This window comes from Vibrio sp. R10-SF1-ISO8 (assembly GCF_059833805.1).
The window spans coordinates 207,248-234,026 of the sequence record NZ_JCBDHL010000019.1; the positions used below are offsets into that span (position 1 = coordinate 207,248).

Annotated in this window: 31 protein-coding genes; 4 read left to right on the top strand and 27 right to left on the bottom strand. The window is 42.2% G+C overall.

What is annotated here, in order from left to right:
• Positions 1–433: 433 nt before the first annotated feature.
• Positions 434–922: a hypothetical protein gene (locus AC6R00_RS15820; protein ID WP_500641085.1), complete on the bottom strand. Its 489-nt coding sequence runs from the start codon at positions 920–922 to the stop codon at positions 434–436.
• A 355-nt stretch (positions 923–1,277) separates the two neighbouring features.
• Between AC6R00_RS15820 and AC6R00_RS15825 the strand changes: the two genes are divergently transcribed.
• Positions 1,278–2,234, top strand: coding sequence for an IS110 family RNA-guided transposase (locus AC6R00_RS15825; RefSeq protein WP_425666994.1), 957 nt, complete (start codon positions 1,278–1,280; stop codon positions 2,232–2,234).
• Positions 2,235–2,273: 39 nt separating this feature from the next.
• Here AC6R00_RS15825 and AC6R00_RS15830 read toward each other — a convergent pair whose 3' ends face one another.
• The 21 genes from AC6R00_RS15830 to AC6R00_RS15930 all read right to left on the bottom strand — a co-directional run bounded on the left by AC6R00_RS15830 (position 2,274) and on the right by AC6R00_RS15930 (position 19,087).
• A complete protein-coding gene (locus tag AC6R00_RS15830) occupies positions 2,274–2,600 on the bottom strand; it encodes a hypothetical protein (protein ID WP_500641086.1) in 327 nt (108 codons plus the stop codon).
• A gap of 213 nt (positions 2,601–2,813) precedes the next feature.
• A complete protein-coding gene (locus AC6R00_RS15835) occupies positions 2,814–3,365 on the bottom strand; it encodes a hypothetical protein (RefSeq protein ID WP_500641087.1) in 552 nt (183 codons plus the stop codon).
• Positions 3,366–3,517: 152 nt separating this feature from the next.
• Entirely contained in the window at positions 3,518–3,763 is a 246-nt protein-coding gene (locus AC6R00_RS15840) for a hypothetical protein (RefSeq protein ID WP_021485064.1), read from the bottom strand.
• 223 nt (positions 3,764–3,986) lie between these two features.
• A complete protein-coding gene (locus AC6R00_RS15845; RefSeq protein ID WP_500641088.1) occupies positions 3,987–4,505 on the bottom strand; it encodes a cysteine hydrolase family protein in 519 nt (172 codons plus the stop codon).
• A 160-nt stretch (positions 4,506–4,665) separates the two neighbouring features.
• Positions 4,666–4,995, bottom strand: a complete 330-nt coding sequence (locus AC6R00_RS15850; protein WP_258455580.1) for a hypothetical protein — start codon at positions 4,993–4,995, stop codon at positions 4,666–4,668.
• Positions 4,996–5,585: 590 nt separating this feature from the next.
• Positions 5,586–5,894 (bottom strand): hypothetical protein, encoded by a 309-nt coding sequence (locus tag AC6R00_RS15855; protein WP_500641050.1) that lies wholly within the window; start codon positions 5,892–5,894, stop codon positions 5,586–5,588.
• A gap of 141 nt (positions 5,895–6,035) precedes the next feature.
• Positions 6,036–7,250, bottom strand: a complete 1,215-nt coding sequence (locus tag AC6R00_RS15860) for a DUF6161 domain-containing protein (protein ID WP_500641089.1) — start codon at positions 7,248–7,250, stop codon at positions 6,036–6,038.
• A gap of 121 nt (positions 7,251–7,371) precedes the next feature.
• Positions 7,372–8,274 (bottom strand): hypothetical protein, encoded by a 903-nt coding sequence (locus AC6R00_RS15865; protein WP_500641090.1) that lies wholly within the window; start codon positions 8,272–8,274, stop codon positions 7,372–7,374.
• Positions 8,275–8,367: 93 nt separating this feature from the next.
• A complete protein-coding gene (locus tag AC6R00_RS15870) occupies positions 8,368–9,048 on the bottom strand; it encodes a hypothetical protein (protein ID WP_500641091.1) in 681 nt (226 codons plus the stop codon).
• A gap of 373 nt (positions 9,049–9,421) precedes the next feature.
• Positions 9,422–9,577 (bottom strand): hypothetical protein, encoded by a 156-nt coding sequence (locus AC6R00_RS15875; RefSeq protein WP_500641092.1) that lies wholly within the window; start codon positions 9,575–9,577, stop codon positions 9,422–9,424.
• On the bottom strand, positions 9,577–9,987 hold the full coding sequence (locus AC6R00_RS15880; protein WP_500641093.1) for a hypothetical protein: 411 nt from the start codon (positions 9,985–9,987) through the stop codon (positions 9,577–9,579). Before AC6R00_RS15880 ends, AC6R00_RS15875 begins: the two co-directional genes overlap by 1 nt.
• The gene (locus AC6R00_RS15885; protein ID WP_500641436.1) at positions 9,984–10,067 is read right to left on the bottom strand and encodes a M15 family metallopeptidase; all 84 of its coding nucleotides are present in this window, start codon (positions 10,065–10,067) and stop codon (positions 9,984–9,986) included. The genes AC6R00_RS15880 and AC6R00_RS15885 overlap by 4 nt, the downstream gene beginning before the upstream one ends.
• A 523-nt stretch (positions 10,068–10,590) precedes the next feature.
• Positions 10,591–10,740, bottom strand: coding sequence for a YoaH family protein (locus AC6R00_RS15890; RefSeq protein WP_004742753.1), 150 nt, complete (start codon positions 10,738–10,740; stop codon positions 10,591–10,593).
• 90 nt (positions 10,741–10,830) lie between these two features.
• On the bottom strand, positions 10,831–12,009 hold the full coding sequence (locus AC6R00_RS15895) for a conjugal transfer protein TraF (protein WP_500641094.1): 1,179 nt from the start codon (positions 12,007–12,009) through the stop codon (positions 10,831–10,833).
• A gap of 59 nt (positions 12,010–12,068) precedes the next feature.
• Positions 12,069–12,947 carry a DUF2861 family protein gene (locus tag AC6R00_RS15900; RefSeq protein ID WP_500641095.1) on the bottom strand — a complete coding sequence of 293 codons (879 nt, stop codon included), beginning with the start codon at positions 12,945–12,947 and terminating at the stop codon, positions 12,069–12,071.
• Positions 12,947–13,606 carry a response regulator transcription factor VxrB gene (gene vxrB / locus AC6R00_RS15905; protein ID WP_500641096.1) on the bottom strand — a complete coding sequence of 220 codons (660 nt, stop codon included), beginning with the start codon at positions 13,604–13,606 and terminating at the stop codon, positions 12,947–12,949. The genes AC6R00_RS15900 and vxrB overlap by 1 nt, the downstream gene beginning before the upstream one ends.
• On the bottom strand, positions 13,581–15,032 hold the full coding sequence (vxrA, locus tag AC6R00_RS15910; protein ID WP_500641437.1) for a sensor histidine kinase VxrA: 1,452 nt from the start codon (positions 15,030–15,032) through the stop codon (positions 13,581–13,583). The genes vxrB and vxrA overlap by 26 nt, the downstream gene beginning before the upstream one ends.
• Before the next feature lie 154 nt (positions 15,033–15,186).
• Positions 15,187–16,563 (bottom strand): Re/Si-specific NAD(P)(+) transhydrogenase subunit beta, encoded by a 1,377-nt coding sequence (gene pntB / locus AC6R00_RS15915; protein ID WP_500641097.1) that lies wholly within the window; start codon positions 16,561–16,563, stop codon positions 15,187–15,189.
• A 13-nt stretch (positions 16,564–16,576) separates the two neighbouring features.
• A complete protein-coding gene (gene pntA, locus AC6R00_RS15920; protein WP_500641098.1) occupies positions 16,577–18,127 on the bottom strand; it encodes a Re/Si-specific NAD(P)(+) transhydrogenase subunit alpha in 1,551 nt (516 codons plus the stop codon).
• Positions 18,128–18,425: 298 nt separating this feature from the next.
• Positions 18,426–18,704, bottom strand: a complete 279-nt coding sequence (locus AC6R00_RS15925) for an HlyU family transcriptional regulator (protein ID WP_500641099.1) — start codon at positions 18,702–18,704, stop codon at positions 18,426–18,428.
• Between the two features lie 20 nt (positions 18,705–18,724).
• Positions 18,725–19,087 carry a late competence development ComFB family protein gene (locus AC6R00_RS15930; protein WP_500641100.1) on the bottom strand — a complete coding sequence of 121 codons (363 nt, stop codon included), beginning with the start codon at positions 19,085–19,087 and terminating at the stop codon, positions 18,725–18,727.
• 220 nt (positions 19,088–19,307) lie between these two features.
• Between AC6R00_RS15930 and AC6R00_RS15935 the strand changes: the two genes are divergently transcribed.
• Positions 19,308–20,543, top strand: coding sequence for a GGDEF domain-containing protein (locus AC6R00_RS15935; RefSeq protein ID WP_500641101.1), 1,236 nt, complete (start codon positions 19,308–19,310; stop codon positions 20,541–20,543).
• Here the strand turns inward: AC6R00_RS15935 and AC6R00_RS15940 are convergent.
• Positions 20,540–21,475, bottom strand: coding sequence for a GGDEF domain-containing response regulator (locus AC6R00_RS15940; RefSeq protein WP_500641438.1), 936 nt, complete (start codon positions 21,473–21,475; stop codon positions 20,540–20,542). The genes AC6R00_RS15935 and AC6R00_RS15940 overlap by 4 nt on opposite strands.
• Before the next feature lie 224 nt (positions 21,476–21,699).
• Here AC6R00_RS15940 and AC6R00_RS15945 point away from each other — a divergent pair, with 224 nt between their 5' ends.
• Complete coding sequence (locus tag AC6R00_RS15945; protein WP_500641102.1) at positions 21,700–22,137, top strand: DUF3069 domain-containing protein; 438 nt, start codon at positions 21,700–21,702, stop codon at positions 22,135–22,137.
• A 41-nt stretch (positions 22,138–22,178) separates the two neighbouring features.
• On the opposite strand, the gene modC is transcribed toward AC6R00_RS15945, so the two are convergent.
• The 4 genes from modC to AC6R00_RS15965 are packed head-to-tail and all read right to left on the bottom strand — an operon-like array spanning position 22,179 to position 26,207.
• A complete protein-coding gene (gene modC / locus AC6R00_RS15950; protein WP_500641103.1) occupies positions 22,179–23,285 on the bottom strand; it encodes a molybdenum ABC transporter ATP-binding protein ModC in 1,107 nt (368 codons plus the stop codon).
• Positions 23,282–23,980, bottom strand: a complete 699-nt coding sequence (modB, locus tag AC6R00_RS15955) for a molybdate ABC transporter permease subunit (protein WP_500641104.1) — start codon at positions 23,978–23,980, stop codon at positions 23,282–23,284. Before modB ends, modC begins: the two co-directional genes overlap by 4 nt.
• Positions 23,981–23,982: 2 nt before the next feature.
• Positions 23,983–24,738: a molybdate ABC transporter substrate-binding protein gene (modA, locus tag AC6R00_RS15960; protein ID WP_500641105.1), complete on the bottom strand. Its 756-nt coding sequence runs from the start codon at positions 24,736–24,738 to the stop codon at positions 23,983–23,985.
• Positions 24,739–24,749: 11 nt separating this feature from the next.
• Positions 24,750–26,207, bottom strand: a complete 1,458-nt coding sequence (locus tag AC6R00_RS15965; RefSeq protein WP_500641106.1) for a cobyric acid synthase — start codon at positions 26,205–26,207, stop codon at positions 24,750–24,752.
• Positions 26,208–26,381: 174 nt separating this feature from the next.
• Here AC6R00_RS15965 and AC6R00_RS15970 point away from each other — a divergent pair, with 174 nt between their 5' ends.
• Positions 26,382–26,756: a YgiW/YdeI family stress tolerance OB fold protein gene (locus AC6R00_RS15970; protein WP_500641107.1), complete on the top strand. Its 375-nt coding sequence runs from the start codon at positions 26,382–26,384 to the stop codon at positions 26,754–26,756.
• Positions 26,757–26,779 lie beyond the last annotated feature (23 nt).

Here is a 26,779-nt window from a genome sequence, read left to right on the forward strand (position 1 = left end):
GATAAGACAATTCTTATTAAGATAAACAGCGGAACAACCAGAAATGGTAACAAACGATTTGCCGAGTTAGGACTCTTTCCATACTTTCCATGTTCCACAATTATCTTTTCGGCGCGTCTAACTCTTCTCATTTTATAGACGTATAAAATCGCAGTTAATGAGACCGCCAAGAAAGCTGAAACATAAGTCAAGACACCATTGTCAAGAGTATTGTGATATACCGAAAACCTTGCCTTAACTACAATAAACGATACAAAAATCAATGGAGCTATCAATGATATAATCTGAATACTTCCTCCTAGAATGCTAACGCCCTGCTAAGTGGCTAGCAACTCTTACCACCACACTTAAACTAACCACCGTAAACACTGCACCAAACGAGAACTAAAATTGCCGAGCGTTGATAGTCCGGCTTAAGCAGTTTGTTAGGCTTTTATTCTAATACTCTTATACAAGAGTCAACAGCACCACTTTCACTACGCCAAGTTAAATGCTTGCTATCGATAGCTAGAATAGTTGACACTGACACTTTTGTTTCTTCAATTGCTTTCCTAAACCTTTCTTCAAATGGTACTGAAGCATCATTAAACGATTTGACTGAAACACTATCTATATATTCGTGTACTTCATTGTGTTTCAGCTCCCAGGTACCGTTGATTTTCACTTCATACACAAACCCGCCCGAGCCATCCGGCATCTCAATAATAAACAAAGCCTGACCATTTAATAACCCGTTATTAGCATAAGTCGTTTTACCATCGTAACTTATCTCATTATCTTCTGAGTTTTCAGAAGTTGCGCAACGCCATGTACCAGAAAATAACGATCTATCCACTTTTATCTTAGGGTGCACTTTAGTTTCTTCGGTTGCACTACAAGCTACAAGAGCAACACTGAATGCTATTAATAATAATCTTTTCATATCCTTAATTTCTTTCTTTATAAAAGCAGCCTAACGCCAAATTAAGGTGTGAACAACGCTAACCACCTTACCTAAACCATTGTGCCATAAACACTAAACTTGCTTGAAGTGAAAGCGCCGAGCGTTGTGAATCACTCTTAAATTTATTGTATGGATAATAAGCTCACCAATCGGGTAAGGTGAGACCCAGACTTTAGCTGCAACTAAAGTTCTTCTATCTGATAGTTCGATTAAATGATGGCTCCTCTATCGAGAGACCGATAACAAGTTCGAACGTCAGATAGAACTCCAAGCACCACACTCGAATAGTCTTCTGGGTCTCGAGCCCGCATTTGCAAGCAAGAGTTAGCTTATTATGAATACAAACACACTTCAAAACATTAATGTCGGCGTTGATACTGGCAAATCACAATTAGATATTTATATCCGTCCGCTCGACATTTACTTCACCGTTCCTAACAATGACAAAGGCATTAAAGAAGCCGTCAGAGCTATCGCTAAACACCAACCTCAGCGTGTCGTGATTGAAGCTACTGGACGATTAGAAATGCCCTTCATCCTTGCTTGTGACCAAGCAAAGCTACCCTATGTCATCGCTAACCCTTTGAGGATAAAAAGGTTCGCTGGTGCTATCGGACAAAGAGCTAAGAACGACCGTTTAGACGCCGCGCTCATTGCCCACTATGCTGAGAAAGTTCAGCCTGACTTAACCGAGCTAAAAGCCGAAAATATCCGATTAATGAGTGACTTAGTATCAAGGCGAAATCAGTTACTCTCCATACAGACCATGGAAAGAAACCGACTACAAATATTGCCAAAGAACATCGCCTCAACCATTACGCCCATCTTAACCGCTCTTAAAAATCAAATTGAAAAAGTAGAAGCTAAAATCACAAAGCTCATCGATATCTCTCCTGAATATCAGACTAAGAATGAGATACTTCAAAGCATGCCTGGAGTCGGTAAGATACTGGCCGCATCCATCATCAGTAACGTCCCCGAACTTGGTTACATCACCAATAAACAAGCCTCTAGTTTGATTGGTGTAGCACCCATCGTTAGAGAAAGTGGTCGTTACAAAGGAAAGCGCATAATACAAGGAGGTCGGACTCAAGTTAGAACCGTTATGTATATGGCAATGATGTCTGCCATCCAATGTAACCCTGTTTTTAAGACTACATATGAACGATTACTTGCGGCAGGAAAACCCAAAAAAGTCGCCATAGTTGCCTGCATGAGAAAGATGGTTGTGATCTTAAACTCGATGCTCAGAGACGGTGTAATGTGGGATAACAATAGCGCCAAAAATTAACTATTGACGCCATAGTCTCTTGTTAGGTAAATTGTGACTTTAAGGCCTATATTCACCTACGAACGAAAAATTCTGTCTATGATCAGAACTTTTGTTTGAGCACAACAACTTAACGCCAACCTTCAGGTCAAACCGACACTCATCTCCAAATTCTTCCATAATAGGCGTGGATGCCCCATCCCCTTCCGGGGTTTGATACTTAATCACAAATTGGCCTGACTCCCGTTGATATGCATAGGCTGGAACGGACCACTCTTTTTCCTGACCATTCATTTTTGTGAAAATGCCAACATATGAATCAGTCATTTTGCTACTACACCCTTCTAATGCAAGACTTGTTAGTAATAAGATTAGTTTTTCGTTCATAGCATCCTCCGCTTAGGTTCGTCGGAGCATATATTAAATCGAAGAACATAATTAACTGGCTAGGTAACATAAGGTTGCGCTTTTTGCCTAACGCCCTGTTAAGGTGTGAGCAACGCAATACCGATGCCGCCGCATACCACCTTAAACACCAAAATCAACGCATAGTGAAAATGCCACGCGTTGCGAATCACTCTTAAACTGTTTGTTATAGCTTTATCTTTGCGCAAAAGCTTTAAGGATATTATCTACTACAGAGTTACTTTCTAAGTAGAACTCTAACGAAACGTATGGGGATTTTTCATAAACTGAGCATGAAGCTCCCGCTCGCAAGTCCCCAATCGTTTTCGAGTAGTGCGACTTACCAGGTTCAAACTGAAATTCTGGATAGTGACCCTGAAGCTTTTCGACCAAGGTACCAAGTGCTGCAATGCACTTGCCCTTACCAATAAAACCTCGCTCGACTTTAATTCGCCCCACCGATCCAGATTCGTTATCGATTGTAACTTCGAAGTCTGATAGAAAACTAAGCTTAGGATTGCTTTCTAGCGATAAAGGAACTCGAAAGGTAGTAATTGGGCTATCCGTTGAAATATTGAATTTTTCCAGAGGTTTCACAGGGAAAGAGCTGGCAACTTGGACTTCAAATAAAGGGAGACCTTCACCTTGAGTCATTGTATGTCGTTCGGCAGAGTTGAAGCCACCGCCAAGCATGAAACCGAGGGCAATCATGCAGACCATGACTAAAACTATTTGTATTTTGTTCATCTGATTCCTTTAACTACGGATATTGCTATAACGCCCAATTAAGGTGTGAAGCACGCCACCACGACACTCAATTTGACCACCGTAATCACTAAACTCAACCCAAACCAAAAATGCCAAGCGTGCTGAATCACTCTTAAATTGTTTGTTATGTATTATCCTTCGACAGCATTGAAACCGTGTTTTTGCGCAATAGCCCCTAATTGAGGCACAAGAGTAAACCTAACATCTGAACTATAATTAAACACGATGTAGTCTCTATAATGTTCAAGAACAAATGGACGCTCCAACTCATCTAGCCCGAAGAGGTCATTTATTTCTTCTAGAAACTCACTAAAGTCACATTCACCTACTGCATTGTGACAGCCAGTATTTAGCAACTCCGCTGCGATTGTTCCCATTTTGAACTTCCGCCGCTTAGCCATCGTGTCTAGATCTGACCTCCACCGCCAGATAGTAAGATTCCAACTCAAATTAATTACTCCATGTAATAGAGATACATAACGCCCTGTTAAGGGGTGAGCAACGCAATACCGATGCCGCCGCATACCACCTTAAACACTAAACGCAACGCATAGTAAAAATGCCACGCGTTGCGAATCCCTCTTGAACAGTTTGTTAGCCCTATGCCCAAAGGTCGCACGCCTCTACACCGAAACTAGAAATACTAGGTAACGTGGCATTGTGGTGCTCTCGAATTTGAGCCCCACTGGCGTGCTCCTTATTATGAGTTGTGTGAGCATCCGATACCAAAGTTACGGGATAGCCTAAACCTGCAGCTCTGCGGATGGTGGTATCAACGCAAAACTCTGAGGCGTAGCCACACACAATTAAGCTATCTACATCGAGTTCATTCAAAATACTTTGAAGGTTAGTATTCAGGAAAGAGTCTGGTGTTGTTTTGCGAACGAAACGGTCACCAGTTTGTGTAATTAAGCTCGACTGCAACGCCCAACCAGCGCTTTCGTATTCAATAACAGATTTAGGTTGCTCGTGCTGGACAAAGATAACTGGGACAGACTTAGCACGCGCCAATTTCGTCACCTCATTAATTTTGGTGAGTACGATTTGTGATTCAAATGGTTGAGGTTCTGGGTCGAACAGAATCGACTGAACATCAATAACTAATACTGCAGATTTCATTGTTTTCCTCTAATAGGGCTAACGCCGCGTTAAGTGGTGAACAACGCTAACCACCAAACCTAAACCATCGTACCTTAAACACTTAACTTAACTGGAACTGAAACCGCCAAGCGTTGAGAATCCGTCTTAAACGCTTTGTTATGTGCTGTAGTCCCTCACCTCACCAAGGCTCTGGCAGCTCATGACGAGATAACTCTATTTTTACTTTATCATTGCGAAATATAATATCGACTTGAGTCCAATGTTCTTCTTTACTTTTCATTAGCTCATGTACATTATCTAGCGAAAGAGCTACTTGAGAGTTTGATACCGAAGCATCGTGGCGAACAATTTCATCAACAACCATTTCAAGCTCATATTCTTTCATACGGTATTTTTCATATCTCTTTTCGGTATATACAAATGAACTAGCATTGAAACCCTGAACAGATAAGTCTTCTCGTATCAACTCGACAATATGTTGAAAGTACTCTATATAATCGCTAACCAAAGTAATCTTCCTTCTATGGGCACATAACGCCCTGCTAAGTGGCTGACAACATACCACAAAACGCAAACGGACCACCGTAAACACAGAACAAATTATGAAGTAAATTCGCCGAGCGTTGGCAGTCCGTCTTAAGCAGTTTGTTATGTTTCTAGTGGTACTTAACTTTTTTGTCCGGAGTAAAGTGGAGGACAACGTTTAAAATAAGCAGCACAAGAGAGCTTATCATTAGCATAATGTTAACTGAGTAAACGTCTAGGCACGCTAATGATGCCCCGCCTGATACAATTGTACTGAGTCCAATACCATTGCTTCCTTTCCACACCTTATAAAAAGAGTAACAAGTCGTTAGGATTGCTATAAAAAACAACATACTGAAACCTAATTAACACAGAGCCCGAGATCACTATTTCGGTTAAAAGTGGAGTCTATATGATTGAATTCAAAATAGACACATAACGCCCTGTTAAGGTGTGAGTAACGCAATACTAATGCTCCCGCATACCACCTTAAACACTAAAACCAACGCATATTGAAAATGCCACGCGTTGCGAATCACTCTTAAACAGATTGTTATACGTTCATTTTGCCAACTAGATAAACTTGCAGCTTTCGCTATCAAAAACTCTGGCTGCCAGTCCAATAGCCAAAAATTCAATAATCTCTGCGTTTGCTTGAGACATTACGCAGTTAAAAGTGATAGCTCTTGGTTCATTTAAACTATCAACATCGAAATGAATCAAGACTTCTCCATTCTCGTACACAAACTGCTGTTGAGTTGGAATAAAGCCTAAAATACTATCAAATACTTGGTTTAACTTAAGAGGGTTGAACTCCATAGGAATCCAATCCTTTGGCAAGTCTTCAATTTCTGATTCTGTTTTTACGATAATTCCAATCATATGAACCTCAAGAACGTATAACGCCCTGTTAAGGTGTGAGCAACGCAATGCCGAAGTCACCGCATACCACCTTAAACACCTAAAGCAACGCATAGTAAAAATGCCACGCGTTGCGAATCACTCTTAAACAGTTTGTTAGCATTACTTGCCTTTGAGACTCGACTTAATCAATTCACTAAGCCCTGGCATTGAGGGCGAAGAGTCTCCCGCCAACAAACCAGTATCAGTTCGGCTAAATAATGCCTGTAAGACTATATCCCTAGAACTTGAATCCAATTGACTATCCTGATTTAAAGACAAGTATAAATAAGTTAGCTGCTCCCGCTCTTCGGCATCTCGCATTAAGTGGAACGAGCTAAACGTTAACTTGGATAGTGCTTTAATTAAGAATGCATAGACAGTTAAAATTGAAGCAAATATCAAAGCACCATGCAAAGAAGATAACTCTACTTTTAGTTTTTGTCCGAGTAACCAAGAACTAAAGAAATCATAAAAATACACAATACCCATTAAAGAAACAGCAACCAAAGCTGTAACCCAAAGACTACCTTGTATTCCGTACTTTCTGGCGGACTTTTTCCAATATTCTGCTGGTTTTTCTAGTCTCAATTTTTCTTGATATGTATTTTCTAAGTCTTCGATACGAACCTTGCAACCATCCATGAAGCTTATGAACTCAGCACGCCTCTCATCATGAGCGTCTGCTGTTTTGGTAACCTGTTCTTGTTCCCAGTCACTCCATTCTGTCTTTGTTGATATCAACCACTCCGAGAAATTACCCTTAAACACGTCAAGCTCTTCACTTAACTTCGAATTATGCCTCTGGATGCTGTCACGAACAGTATCCATCGCAGCTAGCTCTGCTTTAGTTCTGGAAGTGATGGAAGACTCAACAACAAAAAATTCGTAAGCTAGAACTGCTCCAATTAGAGAGTCTTTATTTGATATCGAGAATTGTAGCTTACCGAGAACCGCAGTACTGAACTGATTGGCTACAGAAGCGTTGTAGGAAGCATTACAGTTGACCAATGCTTCACTAAAAGAGTTACCACTCCATAACCACGACTGATTAAGGACACTGAGCTGATTTCGTTGAAGGTTTGATACTTGGTTATTTAGAGTATTTTGATCCCATTCTTCGATTCTGAAATTATCCAGCTGAGTCAGGATGTTATCGAAACGCGAAGCTATCTGAATATAAGTCGCTGGTGACATATTTCTGCTCTTGATCAGTGACTCTTTTTCTTGCCACCAATCTCGTTCTAGCTCGCAGAACTTATAAAAATCGTCATATAAAGTGAAATCAAACCGCTTTCCAGCTACATCATTAATGACAAGTTTAAATTCTTTGCTCATATATTTCTCTAGTTGTGTAATGCTAACGCCGCATTAAGGTGTGAGCAGCGCTTGGCTATACTTGAGCGAAGCGAAAACGCCAAGCGTTGCGAATCACTCTTAAATGCTTTGTTAAATTGCTTTAATCAAATTGCTGTGGAAGGTTGATTAAGCCTGTTTGAATGATAACTGTACTAATAGGTAATGCAGATAATTTAAAGTTCAATAGGCGGGGTTCGTTAATTCTGTTTACTTTCTTCGCATTATAACTAGAGTCATCAAGCAACAGATCCCAGCAAACTTTACACCATTCCGAGTATTTGGGGTGTTTGGTATCATAGAACTGTTGCCCAGTATCACCACATAAAAAATCTAATAGAGCCTCTGACAATGGGTTATCTATTTTCAGAGAACTACTCGCTTGGGCAATATTGAAAGAAGTATTATTTTTGAAGCCATTACTTTGATGCGTGCCATACTGCTTTAAGTCTCCGTGAAGCAATAAGTATTGTGCACCATCAAACGCCTTTTTAGGTGTAACGTCCCGACCCACGATTTTCTGAGGTCTTGCATAATCAAATTTCGGCCATTTTTCATATAAGTACAACTGGTGCTGATCACTTTTACCAACATTAGTCGTGTCACCTTTTGCGCTCGATACCTTTGCCTGTAACAACAAAGAATTCATGTAAACAGAGAGATTGTTATCATAATGCATATGCACTACAAACAAATCACCTAGTTCAGGGTTCTTTGGAGCGCCATTCCAAGTAACTATCGGACGTTGATGACAAAAATGCCCTTGAATTTGAGCCGTAACCCCTGTTTGGTTCAAGTAAAAATTTAATACACGTTGTATTTCAGGTAACGAATATTGAAACAAGCTTGAGACAATCGCTGGCTCATCGAGCTTCTGATAGCTCTTTACTGAGCCATACAGCGTTGAACGGTGCCCTAGCCCAACTCCGTCTATAAGAGCAGATTCAATATATGGTTGAATAGCTATCCTAGTGTTCTGTAGATTTGATTTTATTGGGCTAGACATTTTTACTCCTATCCAGAAATTTTAGGGCAATTTAACGCCAAATTAAGGTGTGAACAACGCTAACACCTTACCTAAAGCATTGTGCCATAAACACTAAACTGACTTGAAGTGACGGCGCCAAGCGTTGTGAATCACTCTTAAATTTATTGTTAGGCTTCTGTACGTTGAAGCAGGGTTAGGACCATACAATGCGAACCAATATGGGATTAATAGCCCAAATGCCATTGACCCACCGATAAACGTGGTTGGGAAGCTTTGTAGCACTAATTCAAAAACCTTATCGTATTGCTCTGGGCTCAACGTTGACTTAGTTACGTATATCTCATAAGAAAAACAAACTGGCTGATATATCGACATTCGTAAAAACCAACTCAAAGCACTAACAGGAAGCAAAAACAAAAACGGTCTCGTCCATATTGAAGGCAATATAAAGTGAATTGCAGGAATCAGGAACAGAAAAGCCACGTACAAGGCATTCGCCGATATGTCCTGGGTGCTGAATGTATAAGACTGACCTTCATACATCATTAGCACAGAGACCCCGAGTACACTAATTAGAAACAGCTTCCCAAATTCTTTTGTACGTGAAAAACGAAGCAAGCAATAGCCTACGACCAATAGCAAGACCGTAAACCAAATGTAGGCATCCCAGTTCATTTCGAGGAATCGAGGACGAGATGTTTGAATAATGATCAAAGACGCATACGCTACGGGCAGGTATAGAAATAAAACAACTACAAGACGTAGAAATGCCCAAATCGCCTGTCTTATCATCTAGTGCCCCTCCTAGGAAGCCTAACAATTATTAGACAGAAAGTTTCTTTTTTAATTCATAGAGTACTTCTGCCTTTTGCCCTATCACGGCTAACATTGTCCTATTTTTTCTGAAATCTATCAGTAGCTTAAAATTGGAGCAATCAATCAGTGCATTAAAGTGCATACTAATTCTGTATAACATGCTTTAAATCAAAATTTGATTGCCTTAGAAACAAAAAACCGCCCAATCTTGAGCGGTTTTGTTTAACGTCTGCGTCGTGTCTTTCGTCGCTTTCTTGTGACAGTGGCCTTCACTACTCGTCCACCTCTGAGCGTATACCCTTTCTTGAGTTGGCCGTTTTGTTTGCGGCCTTTGCACTTACAGCATCGTTTAGCCATGAGAGTCCTCCAGTTTGCGTATCCGTTGTTCCTGGTCTTGCTGCACTTTCTTCATCCAGTTGATGTCGGTTTTGAGCGCCGCAATGGTGCCAGCACTTGAAACCACACCGGTGATTAAGGAGATGATCATCGCTTCGAGTAATCCCATTACTGCCCCCTGAACTTGCCTGAGAAGAACTCCAGCAGATAGCGAACCATGGCGCGCATGCCAAGGGTATCGATGACCACAGCCCCGACGACATACCAATAGGGCTCGGGAATATTCTGAAGCGCCTCAAAACCTTGTTCGACATAGGGCGCGTAGTCAGGAATGAATGACAAGATAAGCGGGATAAACACCACAAGCAGGATAAATTCGTCTTTGAATCCGCGCTCTCTGATGCTGACTTCATCAAGGCTACTGGCCTGCTCTTCGCCTTTTTGCAATCGGCGTACCCTCGACTGATGTTTCTCCTGGTCGAGCTCATCTTTGCGCTTTAAGGCTTCGGCTTTATTGCGGTTATACTGCCTATAAGTTTCGAGTCCGCCATTAAACAAACTGACTATGGCACCAATCATGGGTACACCTGACGATCGAGCTCGATGTGTGGACCATCTTTAAACGACGTCCAGTCTCCGCCCCATACATTCCACAACAACTACTTCTTCCTTTGCATCTACACATAGTGACGGCGTAACTATATGTATGCGCTCGTTAATAAGCCCATCATCGTAGATACGAACGCTTTTCGTACCTTTTAAAAATCAATTATTAATCCGTTACGAACTATCAACGTTGGAGACTTAGTTTGGATGTTATGAGTTACACGATAACGCGCCAGAACAATACACTGGAAGATAGTAAGCGCTTGCAGACTAGAATTACAATTATGTAATTTTATTACACACCGCTAGGTAGACCCATTTTACCTAGAACAATCAACTGAGCTATCCTATTGTTTAATATCGATATTAACTGAAACTACTGTTTCTTAGGTGTGACTTTCAGTTTTATTACAAATGATGATTTGGTTCGAGTTTTATCTTGTTATGGTCGATGTGCAAGTGCGGACGAGTATGCATGTTGATACGGAATTCTGTTATAGTGCATCAAAATATACAGGTACAAAAAAGAGCAGCTCCCTGCTCTTCTGTGTATTTATTGCTGAGTTGAGTTTGTTTCTACTGCTGCTTGGCTGCTTCGGCTCTAATTTCTTCAGCGACCATTTTTATCGCTTGAGCTGTGCTAATACCCTCTGCCATTAACTCTTGGATTTTCTCGACAGCTTTTTGCTGTTCTTCATGCGAAAGTGGCGGTAGATCATCAAACATAAAAAAGGCTCCTAAAACTTTAGGAGCCGACTATAGTACGATTTGGTTGTAAGCGCTAGTGCTTCGCTCCCCTATCCTTAACCCGGAAGCTTAATAACTTGTTAAGAAGTTAATATAAGCTCCCATCGAGTTTTCATTCGTGTAGCTAGCACCGATATCCAATTGGAATAAGTTTAGTGGTGACAACCCAATACCAGCCGTTACTGTGTCATCGAGATTGTCATAAGCTAGATTTCGATTCCAACCCGCACGCAGTTTTAGCTGGCGCATGATGTCAATTTCGCCACCGACTCTGAGCATTTGTGTGTTGTCGTTGAAATTTGTATAGCGTTCTTCTTCGTTGAGATCATAGTCCACACTGATAGTGGCATAATCAGCAACTAAGCCGACACCAACTGTATAGAGCGGTCTCATTTGGTAAGAGTAAGAAATATCAGGTTTACCACTTACTGAAGATGGAATCGTTAAGGTTTTAATGTCTCGGCTCACTAAATTAGTTGCCGAAAAACCTACTCGCATAGGCCCATAAAACCAAAGGAAGCCAGCATCCATATTGAACATGGTTTCACCGGTACCATTATCACGAACGTCTTTGATATCGTAGTTGGTAAAACTTGCTTCGTAGACATAGGTGTATATACGTTGCAGTTTAGGTGTAATACCGAAAGAAATGTGCTGGCCAAGGAAAGTCTGGTACTTTGCCAACGAAATACCGACTTCAGTTACCCCTACTGAAACCGCATTGACGGTACTATTTTGCGCATTTTCTAGGATTCTTAGATCATTGTCAGGGTTGGTGCTATCACTGGCAATGAGAGGATTCGCGTAGGACTCTGCGTAGGCTTTACCAAACACGTTAGCAGCTAGAAATTTGTTTGGGATGGCAAATGCAACCACACCACCTATTTCGAGTTTGGCGATGTCACCGTCTAATGCTTTTAAAGTGGCATCAAGCTCGGCGGCATTGAGATCAGCAGGATTACTAGTACCCTGCTCGATAAGGTCTGCCGCTTTCTTGAGGTCATCAACCATCATGTGCTCGTCGCTGTATGAGAGACCAAAGCTTGGAGTGATCATGCCATAGTCATCATTTCGGCGATAAATTGCGGTAAGAGCAGGGTTATAGAAAGGAGCGGTTAAAAAAGTTGCAGAAACGACACCTACTCCACCCATTGCGTCTCCGCGGGCTTCAATAGCGTAATTTGCAGCGGAGGCAGAGCTGGCTGCAAGTGCAATAGACAATGTAAGAAGTTTTATTTTATTTTCCATAATTGTATAAACTTTTTAGTTCCATATGTTTATATCGTTCTATTGTCTATTAACTTTAGTTATTCCTCCACTGAAACATCATAGGTCTTACTAATTATTTGTGATTGTTCAACAATTATCGGTCCTTGCCATCTTTGGTGGTTGATCGAAACGGCTAAAACGTACCTACCTTTGTCAACAATCCCATTATCTAACGAGGTAGGATAATCGGAATCATAACTTTCCCCCCAGACTTGGCTGTAGTTGCCATCAATGTAGTCATAAAGTGCTACATCAAGCTTAGGCAGTGGGCAATTAGGATTTAGTAAGGCGTTCCTCTCGAGTTTCCATTGTGCTTTCGCGTCCCAACGAACGGTCATTTCGGCCTTAGGTTCACCCAATACAAGCCAAGAACTCCAAGAAGATTCATCCGAAGCGGTAACATCAATTCTAAATAGACCGCTTTGGAGTCTACTGTTCAAGTTATATCGCTTTATGTATTTTTGAGTACCAAGGTCGTTGGTAGATACTGATTGAATGAAAGAGTTATCGGTAGAAAGGTTTTTAGAGACCCATCGCGTTAAAGAAATATCTTTGATATCACGATTTGATTCAATCTCAATAATCGCTCGATACGCGTCCCTGCCAGGGCTTTGTATTTCACTTCGACGAACGGTGACATTACTAATCCACTCAGGTAATGAGCGATTATCTAGACTTTTTCCGCAATCTACATCTAAAGATTGAAGAAAAAGATCATTTAGGTGGGGTGTGAGAGAGCGATTTTTTTCAAGCTGCCACACTTCTACTAGCGAAGTAAACATCGCCGGTAAATCATTGTTTAATAAGTGCCTATGAGCCTGTGTTAAAGGCGAGTTGCTTTCGAACCACGGCACTTGTACCGCATTTGTTGACGCACTGACCATCAGTGCGCCAAGCAATAACTTTGCTCTATCCATTAAGCTTTCATTTTGTAGCCAACGCCACGTAATGTTTCGATTTCGAGTCCAGGTAGTTTTTGACGAAGTTGAAGTACATGGGTATCAACTGTACGTGTGGTCGGGAAATGGTTGTAACCCCATACATGATCCAATAGCTCATCACGGGTAAATACCCTACCGAGATTACTTGCCAAAAACAGTAGTAGGTCAAACTCTGTTCGTGTCAAAGTTACCAACTCATCTTTATAGGTTACTTCGCGTGTCGCTTTGTCAATTACAAGGTGGTCAGTGACGACTTTGTTGTCATCTTGTGCTTCACCTTCTGGCGCTCTTAACTGAGCACGGACGCGTGCAAATAGCTCAGCTTCAGCAAATGGCTTAGTCAAATAGTCATTAGCACCTGCGTCCAATCCCATCACTTTATCTTTTACAGTAACTAACGCCGTCAACAAGATCACTGGTACATCTTTGATCTTTTTCCACTCTACAAGGTGATCAACTGAATCGCCATCTGGCAATTGACGATCAAGTATAACGAGATCCGCTTTGTCCCAATACTGTGCTACATCCGCGATTGTCTCTGAATGGAAGCACTCATACCCCGCTTGCTCTAAGCTAACTAAAAGACCATCAGCTAAGTTTTTATCATCTTCAACAAGAAGCAGTGTCTGTTTCACAAGGTATCTCCAAAATAAACGCTGTTGGTGGGCCAATTAACGACATTCTACCGCCCATTCGACCAACCATGGATTCCACTATGGTTAAGCCAAGACCAAGGCCACTTTTACTGACAAATGGCTTGCGTAACTGTCGCCAATCTTTTGCTGACAGATCACCCTGATCTTGAACTTTAACCGTAATTTTTTGTGTTTCTGTTGTCACATCAAGTACAACAGGCGCAACCCCATATTTATTGGCATTGCGGATTAAATTATCTATACAAGTGCCGAGCCAATAGACATTCAATTTAGCTGCGACATCTTGGTTTACATTGAGCTTAACTTTCCCGCCAAACTCTTCTTCTACTTTAAACTCTAACCATTCTTTTACAGAGGGTACCCAGTCAGTCGCTAGCGGTTTGTTATCTGACTGAAGATAATCCTTACTCGCTTCAGCTAACTGACGTAATCGTCTTGAATCTTCACATAGACGGCGAAATTCATCATAAACGGATTCAGGTAAGTGCTCAAACTCGCGCCTGAACCCTTCTACTGTTAAAGACAAACTGGCAATTGGCGTCCTCAGTTCGTGAGTCAAGATTTGCAGAATCAACATTCTGCTTTTCATCTCTTGGCGCTTAGTGTTCCAACGGTACGCAGACCAGCCTAGTACTAACAATATGTTGGCAATGACCAGAGCAACCATGCTGATACGCAAGACGTCCGAATGGTCTTCAACATCCCAACATAAGTTACCGCGTTGCACAAAACAGCTGCTTGACTCTTTCCTCAAGCTAAACGACAGCCCTGCGTCTTCGACAGCTTGTTTCCAAATTCGTTCTGGATAAACTAAATAGTTGTCGCTTTTTCTTAACCACAGCTCATTGCGTTCAATAAACATGCTAGAGCCAGAAATGAGTGCTACCATGGTATCTTCGTTCATCCTTTGCAGTCGACCCAATAACGTTGAGTCGGATGCCAAAGGACGCTCTTTTATGTGCATGTATTGCTGCAGTTGTTCAATATATTCTGGATACGTTTGAACATATCTACTTGCATAGGTTCCACCACCTGGGTGAATTAATGCACTTCTGGCAAACCATTTTTCACTAAGCTTATTCCCTTTACACATCGCTCGTGTAAAAACCAGTGGCTCAGTAATCAAAGGGCTAAGCGGCAGCTTTCCTGTACAGTTTTGCGCTAACTTGTATAACCTCTGCACATCTTTAAGTGGATACGCCGACGTCTGTGGCAACATCGATTCCGGAGTTAGAAGCCTAGTCGGGTAATCAGACTGTAAGCTACGGATATCGTAAGAAACGGTTGCCTGTTCCTGATCGAAAAGATCAACAAATCGGTCAATACGCTCCGGTAAAGACTCTGCAGATGCGCTACCTGAGAGGACCGCAATACCTATTGCGATCGCTTTAATTGTTGTCTTAATCAATGCAAAAATTCATTAAATCAGTAAGTTATGATTTAGAGTAAAACATTATGGCAAAAATATAAAACTGAAATGTAATATCAATGTCAGAAATGGTACTCACGAAACGAAAGAAGCCAGCGTAATGCTGGCTTCTGTATAGTGTAATCTGAATCTACAATGCTTTGAAGATAGATTCGACACTCTCTTTTGCATCGCCAAATAACATCTGGGTGTTTTCTTTGAAGAACAGTGGGTTTTGCACGCCTGCATAACCTGTATTCATCGAGCGTTTAAACACGATAACGTTCTTCGCATTCCACACCTCAAGTACTGGCATGCCAGCAATCGGGCTATTTGGATCGTCAAGTGCCGCTGGGTTCACCGTATCATTTGCGCCGATAACCAGTACCGTATCTGTTTCAGAAAGGTCATCGTTGATCTCATCCATTTCTAGCACGATATCATATGGAACTTTAGCTTCTGCAAGCAGTACGTTCATATGACCTGGTAGACGGCCAGCGACTGGGTGAATACCGAAGCGCACTTCAACACCATGCGAACGTAGCGTCTCCGTTATTTCATGAACAGGATATTGCGCCTGAGCCACAGCCATTCCGTATCCAGGAGTGATTACAACAGACTTCGAGTTCTTTAGAAGCTCTGCGACCTCTTCTGCATTAGTTTCTCTGTGCTCACCTTGCTCAGCATCTGATGAAATAACGATTTCCTGACCAAATCCACCAGCAATTACACTGATAAATGAACGGTTCATCGCTTTACACATGATGTAAGAAAGAATCGCACCTGAAGAACCCACAAGCGCACCAGTCACAATCAATAGATCGTTTGCTAGCATGAAACCTGCCGCCGCTGCTGCCCAACCAGAGTATGAGTTAAGCATTGACACGACCACTGGCATGTCCGCACCACCAATCGAAGCCACCAAGTGATACCCGAAAGCGAAGGCAATAAACGTCATCACTATCAGTGCAAACATACTGCCATCAGCATTAACGAAATGAAGCATTAACAGAGTCGATACTACAATCGCCGCTAGGTTCATCTTATGTTTATGCGGAAGGTTTAAAGGAGAAGATGAAATAATACCGCGCAATTTACCAAAGGCGACAACTGAGCCCGTAAAGGTAACCGCACCAATGAATACGCCTAAGAACACTTCCACTAAATGGATTACGTGTTCTGCGTGCGTTGCGGCCTCTGGCGCATCAATGTAGCTATTGTAGCCAACCAGTACCGCGGCCATACCAACAAAGCTGTGTAGAATTGCCACTAACTCTGGCATTTCTGTCATCTCAACTTTCTTAGCGTAATGGATACCGATACCACCACCGACAACCATGGCGATGATGATCCAAACGAAACCTTCAGACTCTGGGCCAAAGATCGTTGCGATCAAGGCGATCGTCATACCTGCAATACCGTAGTAGTTACCCGATCTTGCAGACTCTTGCTTAGACAATCCTGCTAAGCTCAAAATAAAGAATAATGCAGCAACAATATAAGCTGCTTGTACTAATCCTGCAGACATTCCCTGTTACTCCTTAATCTTTACGGAACATTTCAAGCATGCGCTTGGTGACGGTGAATCCACCGAAGATGTTGATACTGGCGATCAATACAGCAATAAACGACAAGAATGAAACAACCCCATTTCCCTGACCGATTTGCAATAGCGCGCCCACCACGATAATGCCTGAAATAGCATTAGTTACTGACATAAGTGGTGTGTGTAGAGCGTGCGTTACATTCCAAACAACGTAGTAACCGACAACACAGGCGAGAACAAATACCGTAAAGTGAGATAAGAATGCCGCTGGTGCCACTGAAGCAATCCATGCAAACGCACCCAAGCCTACAGCTAGACCGGCTATTTTCTTCACTGGAGAAGTGGGTTCTTCTTTTTTAGCTTCAGGCTTTGCAGCAGGTTGAGCTGGTTTTTGCTCTGGTTGAGCAGACACCTGAATTGGCGGTGCTGGCCAAGTAACCTCACCTTCTTTAACAACAGTAACACCACGTAAAACCACATCTTCAAAATCGATGTTGATGTTGCCATCTTTCTCTTTTGCAAGCAGCTTGAGAAGGTTAACGATGTTAGTTGCGTATAACTGAGAAGACTGAGTCGGCAGACGACCAACCATATCGGTATAGCCAACGATCTTTACACCATTCTCTGTCGTGATGACTTTATCCGCTACCGTGTATTCACAGTTACCACCATTGGCTGCAGCCAAATCGACGATCACACTACCCGCTTTCATGCTATCAACCATTTCCTTGGTAATTAGCTTTGGAGCTGGTCGACCTGGTATAAGCGCCGTTGTTACGATGATATCAACATCTTTGGCTTGCTCAGCGTAAAGCTCAGCTGCTTTTTTATTGAATTCGTCGGACATCTCCTTCGCGTAGCCGTCACCCGAGCCTGAATCTTCTTTAAAGTCGACTTCTAAGAACTCTGCGCCCATTGACTGGACTTGCTCTTTTACTTCAGGGCGAACATCGAACGCACGTACAATCGCACCTAGACTACCGGCAGCACCAATTGCAGCAAGACCGGCTACACCAGCGCCTGCGACAAGCACTTTGGCTGGTGGAACTTTACCCGCAGCGGTAATTTGCCCAGTAAAGAAACGACCAAACTCATGAGCCGCTTCAACGACGGCTCGATAACCGGCGATGTTTGCCATTGAAGAAAGTGCATCTAAAGCCTGTGCTCGTGAAATACGCGGCACGGCATCCATTGCCATTACGTTAATGTTTTTGCTAGAAAGCTTTTCCATTAACTCTGGATTTTGCGCTGGCCAGATAAAACTGATCAAGCTTGCACCATCTTTCAATAATGCTATCTCGTCCGTTTCCTCCGAAAACAGAGGAGCATTGACCTTGAGGATAAGATCTGAGTTCCAAACTTCTTCAGTGGAAACGATCTTAGCTCCCGCAGCTTCAAAAGCAGAGTTTTCAAAACTCGCTAATTCGCCGGCTCCGCTTTCAACACTGACTTCGAAGCCTAATTTTAATAACTGCTCAACCGATTTTGGCGATGCAGCCACTCGCGTTTCTCCGGCGAGTATTTCTTTTGGCACACCAATTTGCATTAGCTATTCCTTGACTATTCGCAACAATGATTGTTCTGTTTTTATCCAACGTTTTTAGATACTTCAAGCATTTTGTAACAAAAATACAAAATATCATTACTTATAACCGATGGTAATGAATCATTTTGCTTATCAATTTGTTACCTAACCACATTATATTAAAGTGAGAAGAGGTCAAACCAGTAAGCGAAAAGTCTCATTAAAACAACTGACTATGTGACATCCACATACAAAAAGAGCCATCAGAATAACGACTAATGGCTCTTAAATTTATGATGTTTGTCAATTTGGAGAGGATCTACTGAAAAATGTTGTCGCCCATTTGGTCTACAAACATTTGCGCTTTCTTAAGCATAAATTCATTTGCGTCGGTTTCGCTCGGCAGTACGTCAGAACGAATAAAACGGTGTGTTTTCAGTTCTTCGCCAAACTGCTTAGTAATTCTACCCGCAATTCGATACTGCCCACCTTCTGGTAAAGCCTCTTGATAGATAAGAAAGCCTTTGTATTCTACTGGCTCAACTTCAACTTTAGGTTGTTCTTTTTGACCACCAAACAAGCGAGAAAAAAGTCCCACAGAGTACTCCTTGGTAATGATTATTTTTTGTTAAGCAGAGGTTTTTCGAACCACTCTAGCTCAATGTCATCGTCAAACATCTGCTTGCTAAACACGACAAGAACTTCATCTTTCCTGTTTTTTCTACGGTCGTCAACAATCATACAGCTTGCAGCTTCGATTGCCGTTGCTGCGTATTCTTTAAGAGTAACAAGCCTCTCTTCCGGTAAAGCGGATAGAAAGTCTATATCATAGCGAATATACACAGGTCGTAACTGAGACAAAGCTAAACATGCAAGATCGGCAAGCTGCTCATGGTCAAATTTATCAACATACTCGGACTTCGCAAGTTCTTGACCGACTAATGTCTCCATATAATTATGTACGTCCACACTTATCTGCATATTACTCAACTCCTTGTAAGGACCACTCTTTGTCCTAGTATGTTTCAATTCGTCACCGCTTTCTACGGATCTGCGTATTTCAACGCCAATTTGTGACTACTATATAAACGTGTCCCTAATTTTCATCTATAAGTTTAGTAAAAAGCTTGGAAATTCATCAAATAAAAGTATTCTTAAACAAGTTACCAATCAATAATAAGATCCAATTAGGCTAGGTTGAATGTCGTTTTCTGTAGTCACTACAAACTGGTTCCGTCTTTCGCTACCTTTGATGTTGCTGACGTTTATTGCATTTGGAATGAACAATGTAATCAACCTCACCTATTCGAATCTAGGAATAGTGACAAAGCTTCCATTTGTACTCTTCGCTATAACTATAGTGCTAGCTAACGCATTTAAACAAAGTCGAATAGCGATGGTGGCCTCAGCGCTTGCTGTTTCCTATTGGGTCATACAGGAAAGGCTGCAATCTCCTTTATCATCAGGTACAACTATCCTAGAGCTATCTTTGCTCGCAGCATTACTCCCTATCGCTTTGATTTTTGTCTACAGCTACAAAGATTCCTCTCTGTTCACTCGTACATTTGGGCTATATCTGTTTAAGATCGCCATGTTGTTGCTTTGGTCGTATCTGATATTGACCTATTTCTACGAAGGCGGATTTGAAAACATCAACGAAACGTTTTTGTTTGTATTACCACAGGTGTCAAAGCTTCCCTTTATTCTGGTTGTTTTTCTCACCGCCATGGTGCTTATTTTTGCTATATGTGTCTTGAACAGAAATAGCATAATTGATGTCGTGCTCTACTCTGCAACGCTGTTATCTGCCACAACGTTTGTATTTTTTGATGTCACCTACATTTCTAGCACCCTATTTTCCTTAGCGGGAGTACTTCTGTTGGTTTACCTGCTTTCTGCAAGCTATGAACTGGCATTTATGGATACGCTCACTGAGATCCCAGGGAGGCTTGCTCTTGAGTCAGACTTAAAACACCTCGGGCGTAAATACACCATTGCGATGCTAGATATCGATCACTTCAAATCGTTCAACGATACTTATGGGCATGATACCGGCGATGATGTATTAAAGCTTGTCGCAACCAAACTTGAGCATGTTGGAGGTAGAGCGAAGGTCTACCGATATGGTGGTGAAGAGTTTACCGTGCTTTTCAAAGGGAAATTAGCTGACGATACACGTGACCATTTAGAACTGCTAAGAGCGTCGATTGAAAACTACAACATGGTATTGCGAAATCAAGATGCGCGCCCAAAAGACGATAAAGTAGGCTCTAAAAGCCGCGGGGCAAAGAAGAAGCAAGAATATGTTAACGTCACAATAAGCATTGGTGTCGCCGACAGTTCAGAATCTAATAAGGTGTCTGAAGTAATGAAAGCTGCCGACAACGCGTTATACAAAGCGAAAAAAGCAGGCAGAAACCAGGTCTGTATTAATTAATCGTCACTCACTACGTACTGGTTTCTTCCGTTAACCTTAGCTTGATACAAACGCTTATCGACGAGCTCATAGAGTTGCTCTATAGTTTCGCGTCCATTTGGTATGAGTTGGTATACACCTTGTGACACCGTCACGACTGGCGCAACATCGCTATATTCATGCTTCAAGTTTGCAGCCTCTATAGACGATTTGATTCGCTCGGCGTTTTTCGTCGCTTTTTCATCATCGGTATAGCCGAGTAACACAACAAACTCCTCACCGCCATAACGACCTACGACTTCCCCGCTTCTCGTAAACAACTTGGATAATGTAGAAGCGATTTCTATTAAACAGCGATCACCTTCAATGTGCCCATAATTGTCGTTGTATAGTTTGAATCGATCGACATCGAGTAAAATAATACTTAGAGGAAGCTGGTGACGGCCATGCAATGAAATCATCTCAGTGAGCTTTTCGTCAACATAACGTCTGTTTTTTACTTTGGTTAAACCATCTTCTTGTGCTAATTGTGCTAACTCTTCATTTGCTTTCGCCAGTGCGGCAGACTTTTGTTTAAGCTCTCGACGCATAAAAGCAATACGTTGCATCGCTATTAACTTAGAGTTAAGCACGATCTTGTCTACGGGCTTTATTAGATAGTCGTCACCACCCGCTTCGATGGCACTTGCAATCATCGTCGGTTCATCGTGACTACTTAAAAATATAATAGGTACCCAATCAGGGAAGCATTCTCTGATTTTAGCCGAGACTTCAAATCCATCCATTTCAGGCATTGAAATATCAAGTAGAACAAGATCGGGTTCAAACTTAGGATACATCTCCAGAGCCTCTTGACCCGAACTGGCCATTTCAACTGTATGCCCTAATTGTTTTAACCTGATCGCCAGCTGTATACGCTCCATTTGAACGTCATCAACCAGCAAGATGTTCATCGACGAACCCGTTATTTCCACTATTAATTACCCTTTAATTCGTTTTGGTCTTAGCCTATATGAATCATTTTCCCTTACCGCTTTATACGAACAAAATCGCTAAGAAATCACATGCTTAACAAAAGCATACTCCACCTTGGTTTAATCATCCATTTAAGGTTGACATTTATCCCTAATTTTTTACGATAGCGCCGATACACACACATTTTAAGAGAATATTATCCATGTCTGACGTTGATCAAACAGAACAGCCTAAAGTAGATCTTGCAGAAGTGTCTGCTGAGTTGCGCCAAGTGATTGAATTTGATGAAGTTCCAGAAGCAATGCACTTAATGGTAACGTCAATCCATGAAGTTTCTGAGGAAGCGGTTCGTGAATCGTGGAATGAACTGCCAAGCAGCGCACAAAATGTACTAGATAATTTTGAACAATTTCATGCTTTAGTATCTGTGAGCCAAGCCTTTGCTGGACTCAATGTAATGGAAGAGTTTCCAACGCTAAACCTTCCAAAAGATATGACAGATGAGCAAAAAGAAGAGTACCGTGCAGAATTACTAGACCAAGTCCTACACAACTGTGTTAAAGACATGGTTAAGCAAATCAAAAAAGCACGTCGTGACCCTATTCTAAAACGTGATTTTACTGACGTGTTCGCGAAGTAATTGAGTGCTAAAAACTTAAACGCCGCTTTCCGCGGCGTTTTTTAATTGGATACTACGACATCTCGTTGAGTGACGCTCACACCTTTGATTTGAACGTAAACCAGAGCCCCTTCTTCGAGCTCTAATTCATCTCTTGCCCAAGCAGTAATTGTTGCCACCAAGAAACACCCTTGTGACAGTTCAACTTGAACCGATACACTGATTCTATCTTGGCTGCTAGCGTGCGTTTCTACTCTCGACACTCTACCTTGTAGTACATTTCGAATAGACGTCCGCTGAGGCTCATCAAGCATTATCGAAACATCGTTGGCTCTGACTTGTAGCCTAACTGGCGAACCTAGCTCACCGTCAATCTTTTGTACCCACAGGGCAACGTCGGGAGCGAGTTCAACCTTAGACAACGCATACTGATTGTTGTGTTCTACGACCCTGGCTTCAAACAATGAGCTTTGTTCAGAGAAAGATTGCCAAGGCTTCATGGCTCGTGATGACCAAACCTCTTCAATTGGGCCAGACACCGCAACTTTACCTTCGTCAATCACAACTAAGTGACTTGCAAGACGTAATACTTCATTCAAACTGTGAGAAACATAAATTATTGGGATCTCTATGTTCTGCGAGAGTTGTTCTAAGAATGGCATCACTTCTCGCTTACGCGGTAAATCGAGTGAGGCAAGAGGCTCATCCATCAATAGAATATCTGGCTTAGACAGCAGCGCCCTACCTATCGCCACACGTTGCTTTTCTCCACCTGAAAGTTGGTTCGGATAGCGCCCTAGTAAAGGTTTTAACGCTAACAACTGAACAATTTGCTCAAAGTGGGATTCATCTGGGATGGAAACCCCATAATTGAGGTTTCGTTCTACCTTAAAATGGGGAAACAAACGTGCATCTTGAAACACATAGCCAACATTGCGTAAATGCACAGGAACATCAATTTCAAGTTCTGAGTTAAAGAGCGTCTTGTTGCCGATAGCAATCAAGCCATTGTCAGGTTTTTTTAAACCTGCAATAGCGTTAATCAGCGAAGTTTTACCTGCCCCAGAGCGACCAAAGACGGCGGTAATGCCTTTTTCTGGTAGTGTCAGGTCTATATCGAACTTAACGTCGCCAAGCCGCTGTTGATAACGTGCTGTTATTCCCTTCATTGGCTTGCTCCCAATCGGCGCGCACTCACCCTAGCTAACCACTCAGAAATAAGCATCGACGCAAGCGCGATCGCTATCGAGATTAAACATAGTCTCATAGCTTCTGCTTCAGAGCCTGGAGTTTCGATAAAGGTGTACATTGCGAGTGGAAGGGTTTGAGTTTCACCCGGGATATTTGAGACGAAGCTGATTGTCGCCCCAAACTCTCCCAAGCTTCGCGCAAATGAAAGCATGGTACCGGTAATGATCCCGGGGATCGTGAGCGGCAAGGTTATAGTGAAAAAGATCTTAATTGGAGAGGCGCCTAACGTAGCTGCCGCTTGCTCTAATCGACCATCAACGTTCTCTAAGCTGAGTCTTATAGAGCGCACCATAAGCGGAAGCGCGACAACGATACAGGCCAGCACTGCTCCTTTCCAACTGAAAGAAAAGACTAAACCAAAATGCTCATCTAGCCAGTTGCCAAGAACGCCTTGCCTACCCATTGAAATAAGCAGCAAATAACCAATCACTACTGGTGGCAAAACCAAAGGGAGATGAATCAATGAATCCAACAAGCTTTTTCCAAAAAACTGTTTTCTCGCTAACAGCCATGCAAGACCAACCCCTAACGGAATCAACCAAACAATCGCAAAGAATGCAACTTTTAAACTTAATAGTAACGCTTGATACTCGTAATCGGTTAGCAAACTCACCTCTATTCCACTACCTCAGTAAAACCATACTGTTTAAACACACTTTGAGCTTGTTGACTATGTATAAACTTAACAAAGCGTTGAGCCTCTAACTTGTCATTGAGCGGTGCCATCGGATAAACAATGTGAGTGTGTGAATTATTGGGTAAAGACGCCACAACCTCGACCTTGTCACTTAACAACGCATCTGTTTTGTAGACGATACCAAGAGCGGATTCGCCTCTTTCCACTAACGTTAAAGCGATACGTACATTGTTTGTCGGAGCGAGATGCGTTTTTACTTCACCCCAAACCCCTAAGTTAATTAGCGCTTCTTTGGCATAGATACCAGCAGGTACTGCATTAGTTTGTCCAATCGCGAGGCGAATTCCCTCTAATGCTGACATCCATGACTCTCCCGAATTTACATCCAACTGAAGAAGACTACCTTTTGGAGCAATGGCGACTAAGCTATTCGCCGCGACATTAGTGACAGCGTCACCTGAAACAACACTCTGATCAACAAGGTAATTCATCCACTTTTGATTCGCAGATATATAGATATCAGCAGGAGCTCCTTGGGCCAATTGACGCGCCAACGATGCACTTCCACCATATACGGTTGTCACCGAAACATCATTTGATTCTTCATACTGCTCGACCAGATCATTGACGACGTTGGTCATTGATGAAGCGGCGTAAATACGCAACGACTCAGAGTGAGCACTAAAGCTAGCACATGCAATAAAGGCTAAAAGAGATTGTTTTAAACTGGTCATAGTCACGTTGGTTATAATTCAGGCCAGAGTTTTTTCAGATCAAGATGCTGTTCTATCGCATCAGCAATTCTATCAATGGCCTTTTGTTGATTTAGTTGATGATCTATTTTCGCTACGTTTTCAACTCCAGCCCACTTACAAATGGCTGATACCGCGTCAGCATTATCAAAGATACCATGGAGGTAAGTACCAAGCACTTGATTGCAATCACTAATCGTGCCATCAAACTGCTTATTTTCCAGTTCAATGAGGTGATTCGAAGACACATCACTAACACCAGCGTGAATTTCATATCCACTGACAGCAATCTTATTTCCTTCTAGTGTCATTATACCGCTCACATTGGTTAGCGTTTTACTTTCCTTAAGTTCAGTCTCTACGCATAAATGCCCCAACCCCTGACTTGATCCCGGGGCACTTTCAATACCCATTGGGTCATGAATCATCGAACCAAGCATCTGGTACCCTCCACAAATGCCCATGACTTTACCACCTAACCTAAGGTGTCTATTGATATCTTTATCCCATCCTTGACTACGAAGATAATCAAGATCATTCCGTACTGATTTTGAACCGGGCAAGATGATTAAATCAGCGTCAGATAAGCGCTCACCCTTACCGACGTATCTCAGGTTTAAATCTGGGTTGAGTCTCAGCGTATCAAAATCTGTATGGTTACTAATTCGTGGAAATACGGGAACAACAACGTTGAGCTTTGTCTGTTCACCGCTCACTTGTTGCGTATTGATCGCATCCTCGGCCTCTAAGTCAAAGCCATGTAAGTAAGGTAAGACCCCAATCACGGGTTTACCTGTTTTTTCTTCTAACCAATCAAGTCCTGGCTCTAATAGGGATATGTCGCCTCGAAAGCGGTTAATGACAAAGCCTTTTACTCTCGCCTGTTCACTATCAGACAGCAATGCTAACGTACCGTAAAGATGGGCAAATACACCACCACGATCGATATCTGCCACAATGATTACGGGAACATCTGCCTCTTCTGCAAACCCCATATTTGCGATGTCATTGGCTCTTAGATTGATTTCTGCTGGACTTCCCGCACCTTCAATCAAAACCGACTCATATTGAGACTGAAGGAGAGAAAAAGATTCCATTACTACTGGCAGAGCGACCTTTTTGTAACTTTGGTAACCAATAGCGTCGACCGTCGTAGTGGCCTTACCCTGAAAAATGACCTGAGCACCCATATCCGAATTTGGTTTAAGCAACACCGGATTCATATGGACGCTAGATTCAATGTTACAGGCAAGCGCTTGAACAGCTTGCGCTCGGCCTATCTCTCCTCCGTCTGGGGTAACGGCACTATTGAGCGCCATATTTTGAGGCTTAAACGGGGCGACATTAATCTTTCTTCGCGCTAAGACGCGGCACAAACCTGCCACTAGAACACTTTTACCAGCGTCTGAAGTCGTGCCTTGAACCATTAGTGCTTTCAATGTGGATTGCATGAACTATTGATACTTATTCGATCTATTGGAGTAACGCTAATAATAACGGTATTCGGCCAATTTCCTCAACAATATGAATGGAATATGAATCTGACACTCAGCATGGATTCAAATTGGGTTTGTTTTAATAGCACCATCAAACAAACACTGCCTTACATTAAAAAGGAAAACATGATGAAAAAAGTAATTCTTGCTACTGCTGCGACACTAATCCTTGCTCCAACCTTCGCCCTAGCAAAAGATGGTCACCATGAAAAAGGGACTGGTATTCAATATAGCGGCCCTGTAGAGCTTACTACTGTCGATACCCTGCTAGCTGACACGAGTATGTTCACAGAAAAGAACGTTGTCGTTGAGGGGAATCTTTTACGACAAGTTAAAGGCGATACTTTCATATTCTCTGACGGTAAGGGAGAGATTCAAGTAGAGCTGGACGACGACATTCATATGACACAGACAATTGATCATACGACAAAAGTTCGTCTTTTTGGTGAGTACGAAGGTGGAAACATACCAGAAATTGAAGTAGATCGTATTCAGATTCTATAAATCCACTGAATTAGTTCTCTGAT

Bases quoted from the DNA above. Each gene is read 5' to 3' on its own strand.
- pntB (WP_500641097.1), bottom strand. From the start codon at position 16,563: ATGTCTGCAGGATTAGTACAAGCAGCTTATATTGTTGCTGCATTATTC.
- AC6R00_RS15820 (WP_500641085.1), bottom strand. From the start codon at position 922: ATGAAAAGATTATTATTAATAGCATTCAGTGTTGCTCTTGTAGCTTGT.
- modC (WP_500641103.1), bottom strand. From the start codon at position 23,285: ATGAAGGGAATAACAGCACGTTATCAACAGCGGCTTGGCGACGTTAAG.
- AC6R00_RS15855 (WP_500641050.1), bottom strand. From the start codon at position 5,894: ATGATTGGAATTATCGTAAAAACAGAATCAGAAATTGAAGACTTGCCA.
- AC6R00_RS15890 (WP_004742753.1), bottom strand. From the start codon at position 10,740: ATGTTTGATGATCTACCGCCACTTTCGCATGAAGAACAGCAAAAAGCT.
- AC6R00_RS15935 (WP_500641101.1), top strand. From the start codon at position 19,308: ATGTCGTTTTCTGTAGTCACTACAAACTGGTTCCGTCTTTCGCTACCT.
- AC6R00_RS15835 (WP_500641087.1), bottom strand. From the start codon at position 3,365: ATGAACAAAATACAAATAGTTTTAGTCATGGTCTGCATGATTGCCCTC.
- AC6R00_RS15860 (WP_500641089.1), bottom strand. From the start codon at position 7,250: ATGAGCAAAGAATTTAAACTTGTCATTAATGATGTAGCTGGAAAGCGG.
- AC6R00_RS15880 (WP_500641093.1), bottom strand. From the start codon at position 9,987: ATGATTGGTGCCATAGTCAGTTTGTTTAATGGCGGACTCGAAACTTAT.
- AC6R00_RS15845 (WP_500641088.1), bottom strand. From the start codon at position 4,505: ATGAAATCTGCAGTATTAGTTATTGATGTTCAGTCGATTCTGTTCGAC.
- AC6R00_RS15825 (WP_425666994.1), top strand. From the start codon at position 1,278: ATGAATACAAACACACTTCAAAACATTAATGTCGGCGTTGATACTGGC.
- AC6R00_RS15865 (WP_500641090.1), bottom strand. From the start codon at position 8,274: ATGTCTAGCCCAATAAAATCAAATCTACAGAACACTAGGATAGCTATT.
- AC6R00_RS15965 (WP_500641106.1), bottom strand. From the start codon at position 26,207: ATGCAATCCACATTGAAAGCACTAATGGTTCAAGGCACGACTTCAGAC.
- AC6R00_RS15875 (WP_500641092.1), bottom strand. From the start codon at position 9,577: ATGGGATTACTCGAAGCGATGATCATCTCCTTAATCACCGGTGTGGTT.
- AC6R00_RS15870 (WP_500641091.1), bottom strand. From the start codon at position 9,048: ATGATAAGACAGGCGATTTGGGCATTTCTACGTCTTGTAGTTGTTTTA.
- AC6R00_RS15895 (WP_500641094.1), bottom strand. From the start codon at position 12,009: ATGGAAAATAAAATAAAACTTCTTACATTGTCTATTGCACTTGCAGCC.
- AC6R00_RS15945 (WP_500641102.1), top strand. From the start codon at position 21,700: ATGTCTGACGTTGATCAAACAGAACAGCCTAAAGTAGATCTTGCAGAA.
- AC6R00_RS15930 (WP_500641100.1), bottom strand. From the start codon at position 19,087: ATGCAGATAAGTGTGGACGTACATAATTATATGGAGACATTAGTCGGT.
- AC6R00_RS15840 (WP_021485064.1), bottom strand. From the start codon at position 3,763: ATGGGAACAATCGCAGCGGAGTTGCTAAATACTGGCTGTCACAATGCA.
- AC6R00_RS15970 (WP_500641107.1), top strand. From the start codon at position 26,382: ATGAAAAAAGTAATTCTTGCTACTGCTGCGACACTAATCCTTGCTCCA.
- AC6R00_RS15900 (WP_500641095.1), bottom strand. From the start codon at position 12,947: ATGGATAGAGCAAAGTTATTGCTTGGCGCACTGATGGTCAGTGCGTCA.
- modA (WP_500641105.1), bottom strand. From the start codon at position 24,738: ATGACCAGTTTAAAACAATCTCTTTTAGCCTTTATTGCATGTGCTAGC.
- pntA (WP_500641098.1), bottom strand. From the start codon at position 18,127: ATGCAAATTGGTGTGCCAAAAGAAATACTCGCCGGAGAAACGCGAGTG.
- AC6R00_RS15830 (WP_500641086.1), bottom strand. From the start codon at position 2,600: ATGAACGAAAAACTAATCTTATTACTAACAAGTCTTGCATTAGAAGGG.
- AC6R00_RS15940 (WP_500641438.1), bottom strand. From the start codon at position 21,475: ATGAACATCTTGCTGGTTGATGACGTTCAAATGGAGCGTATACAGCTG.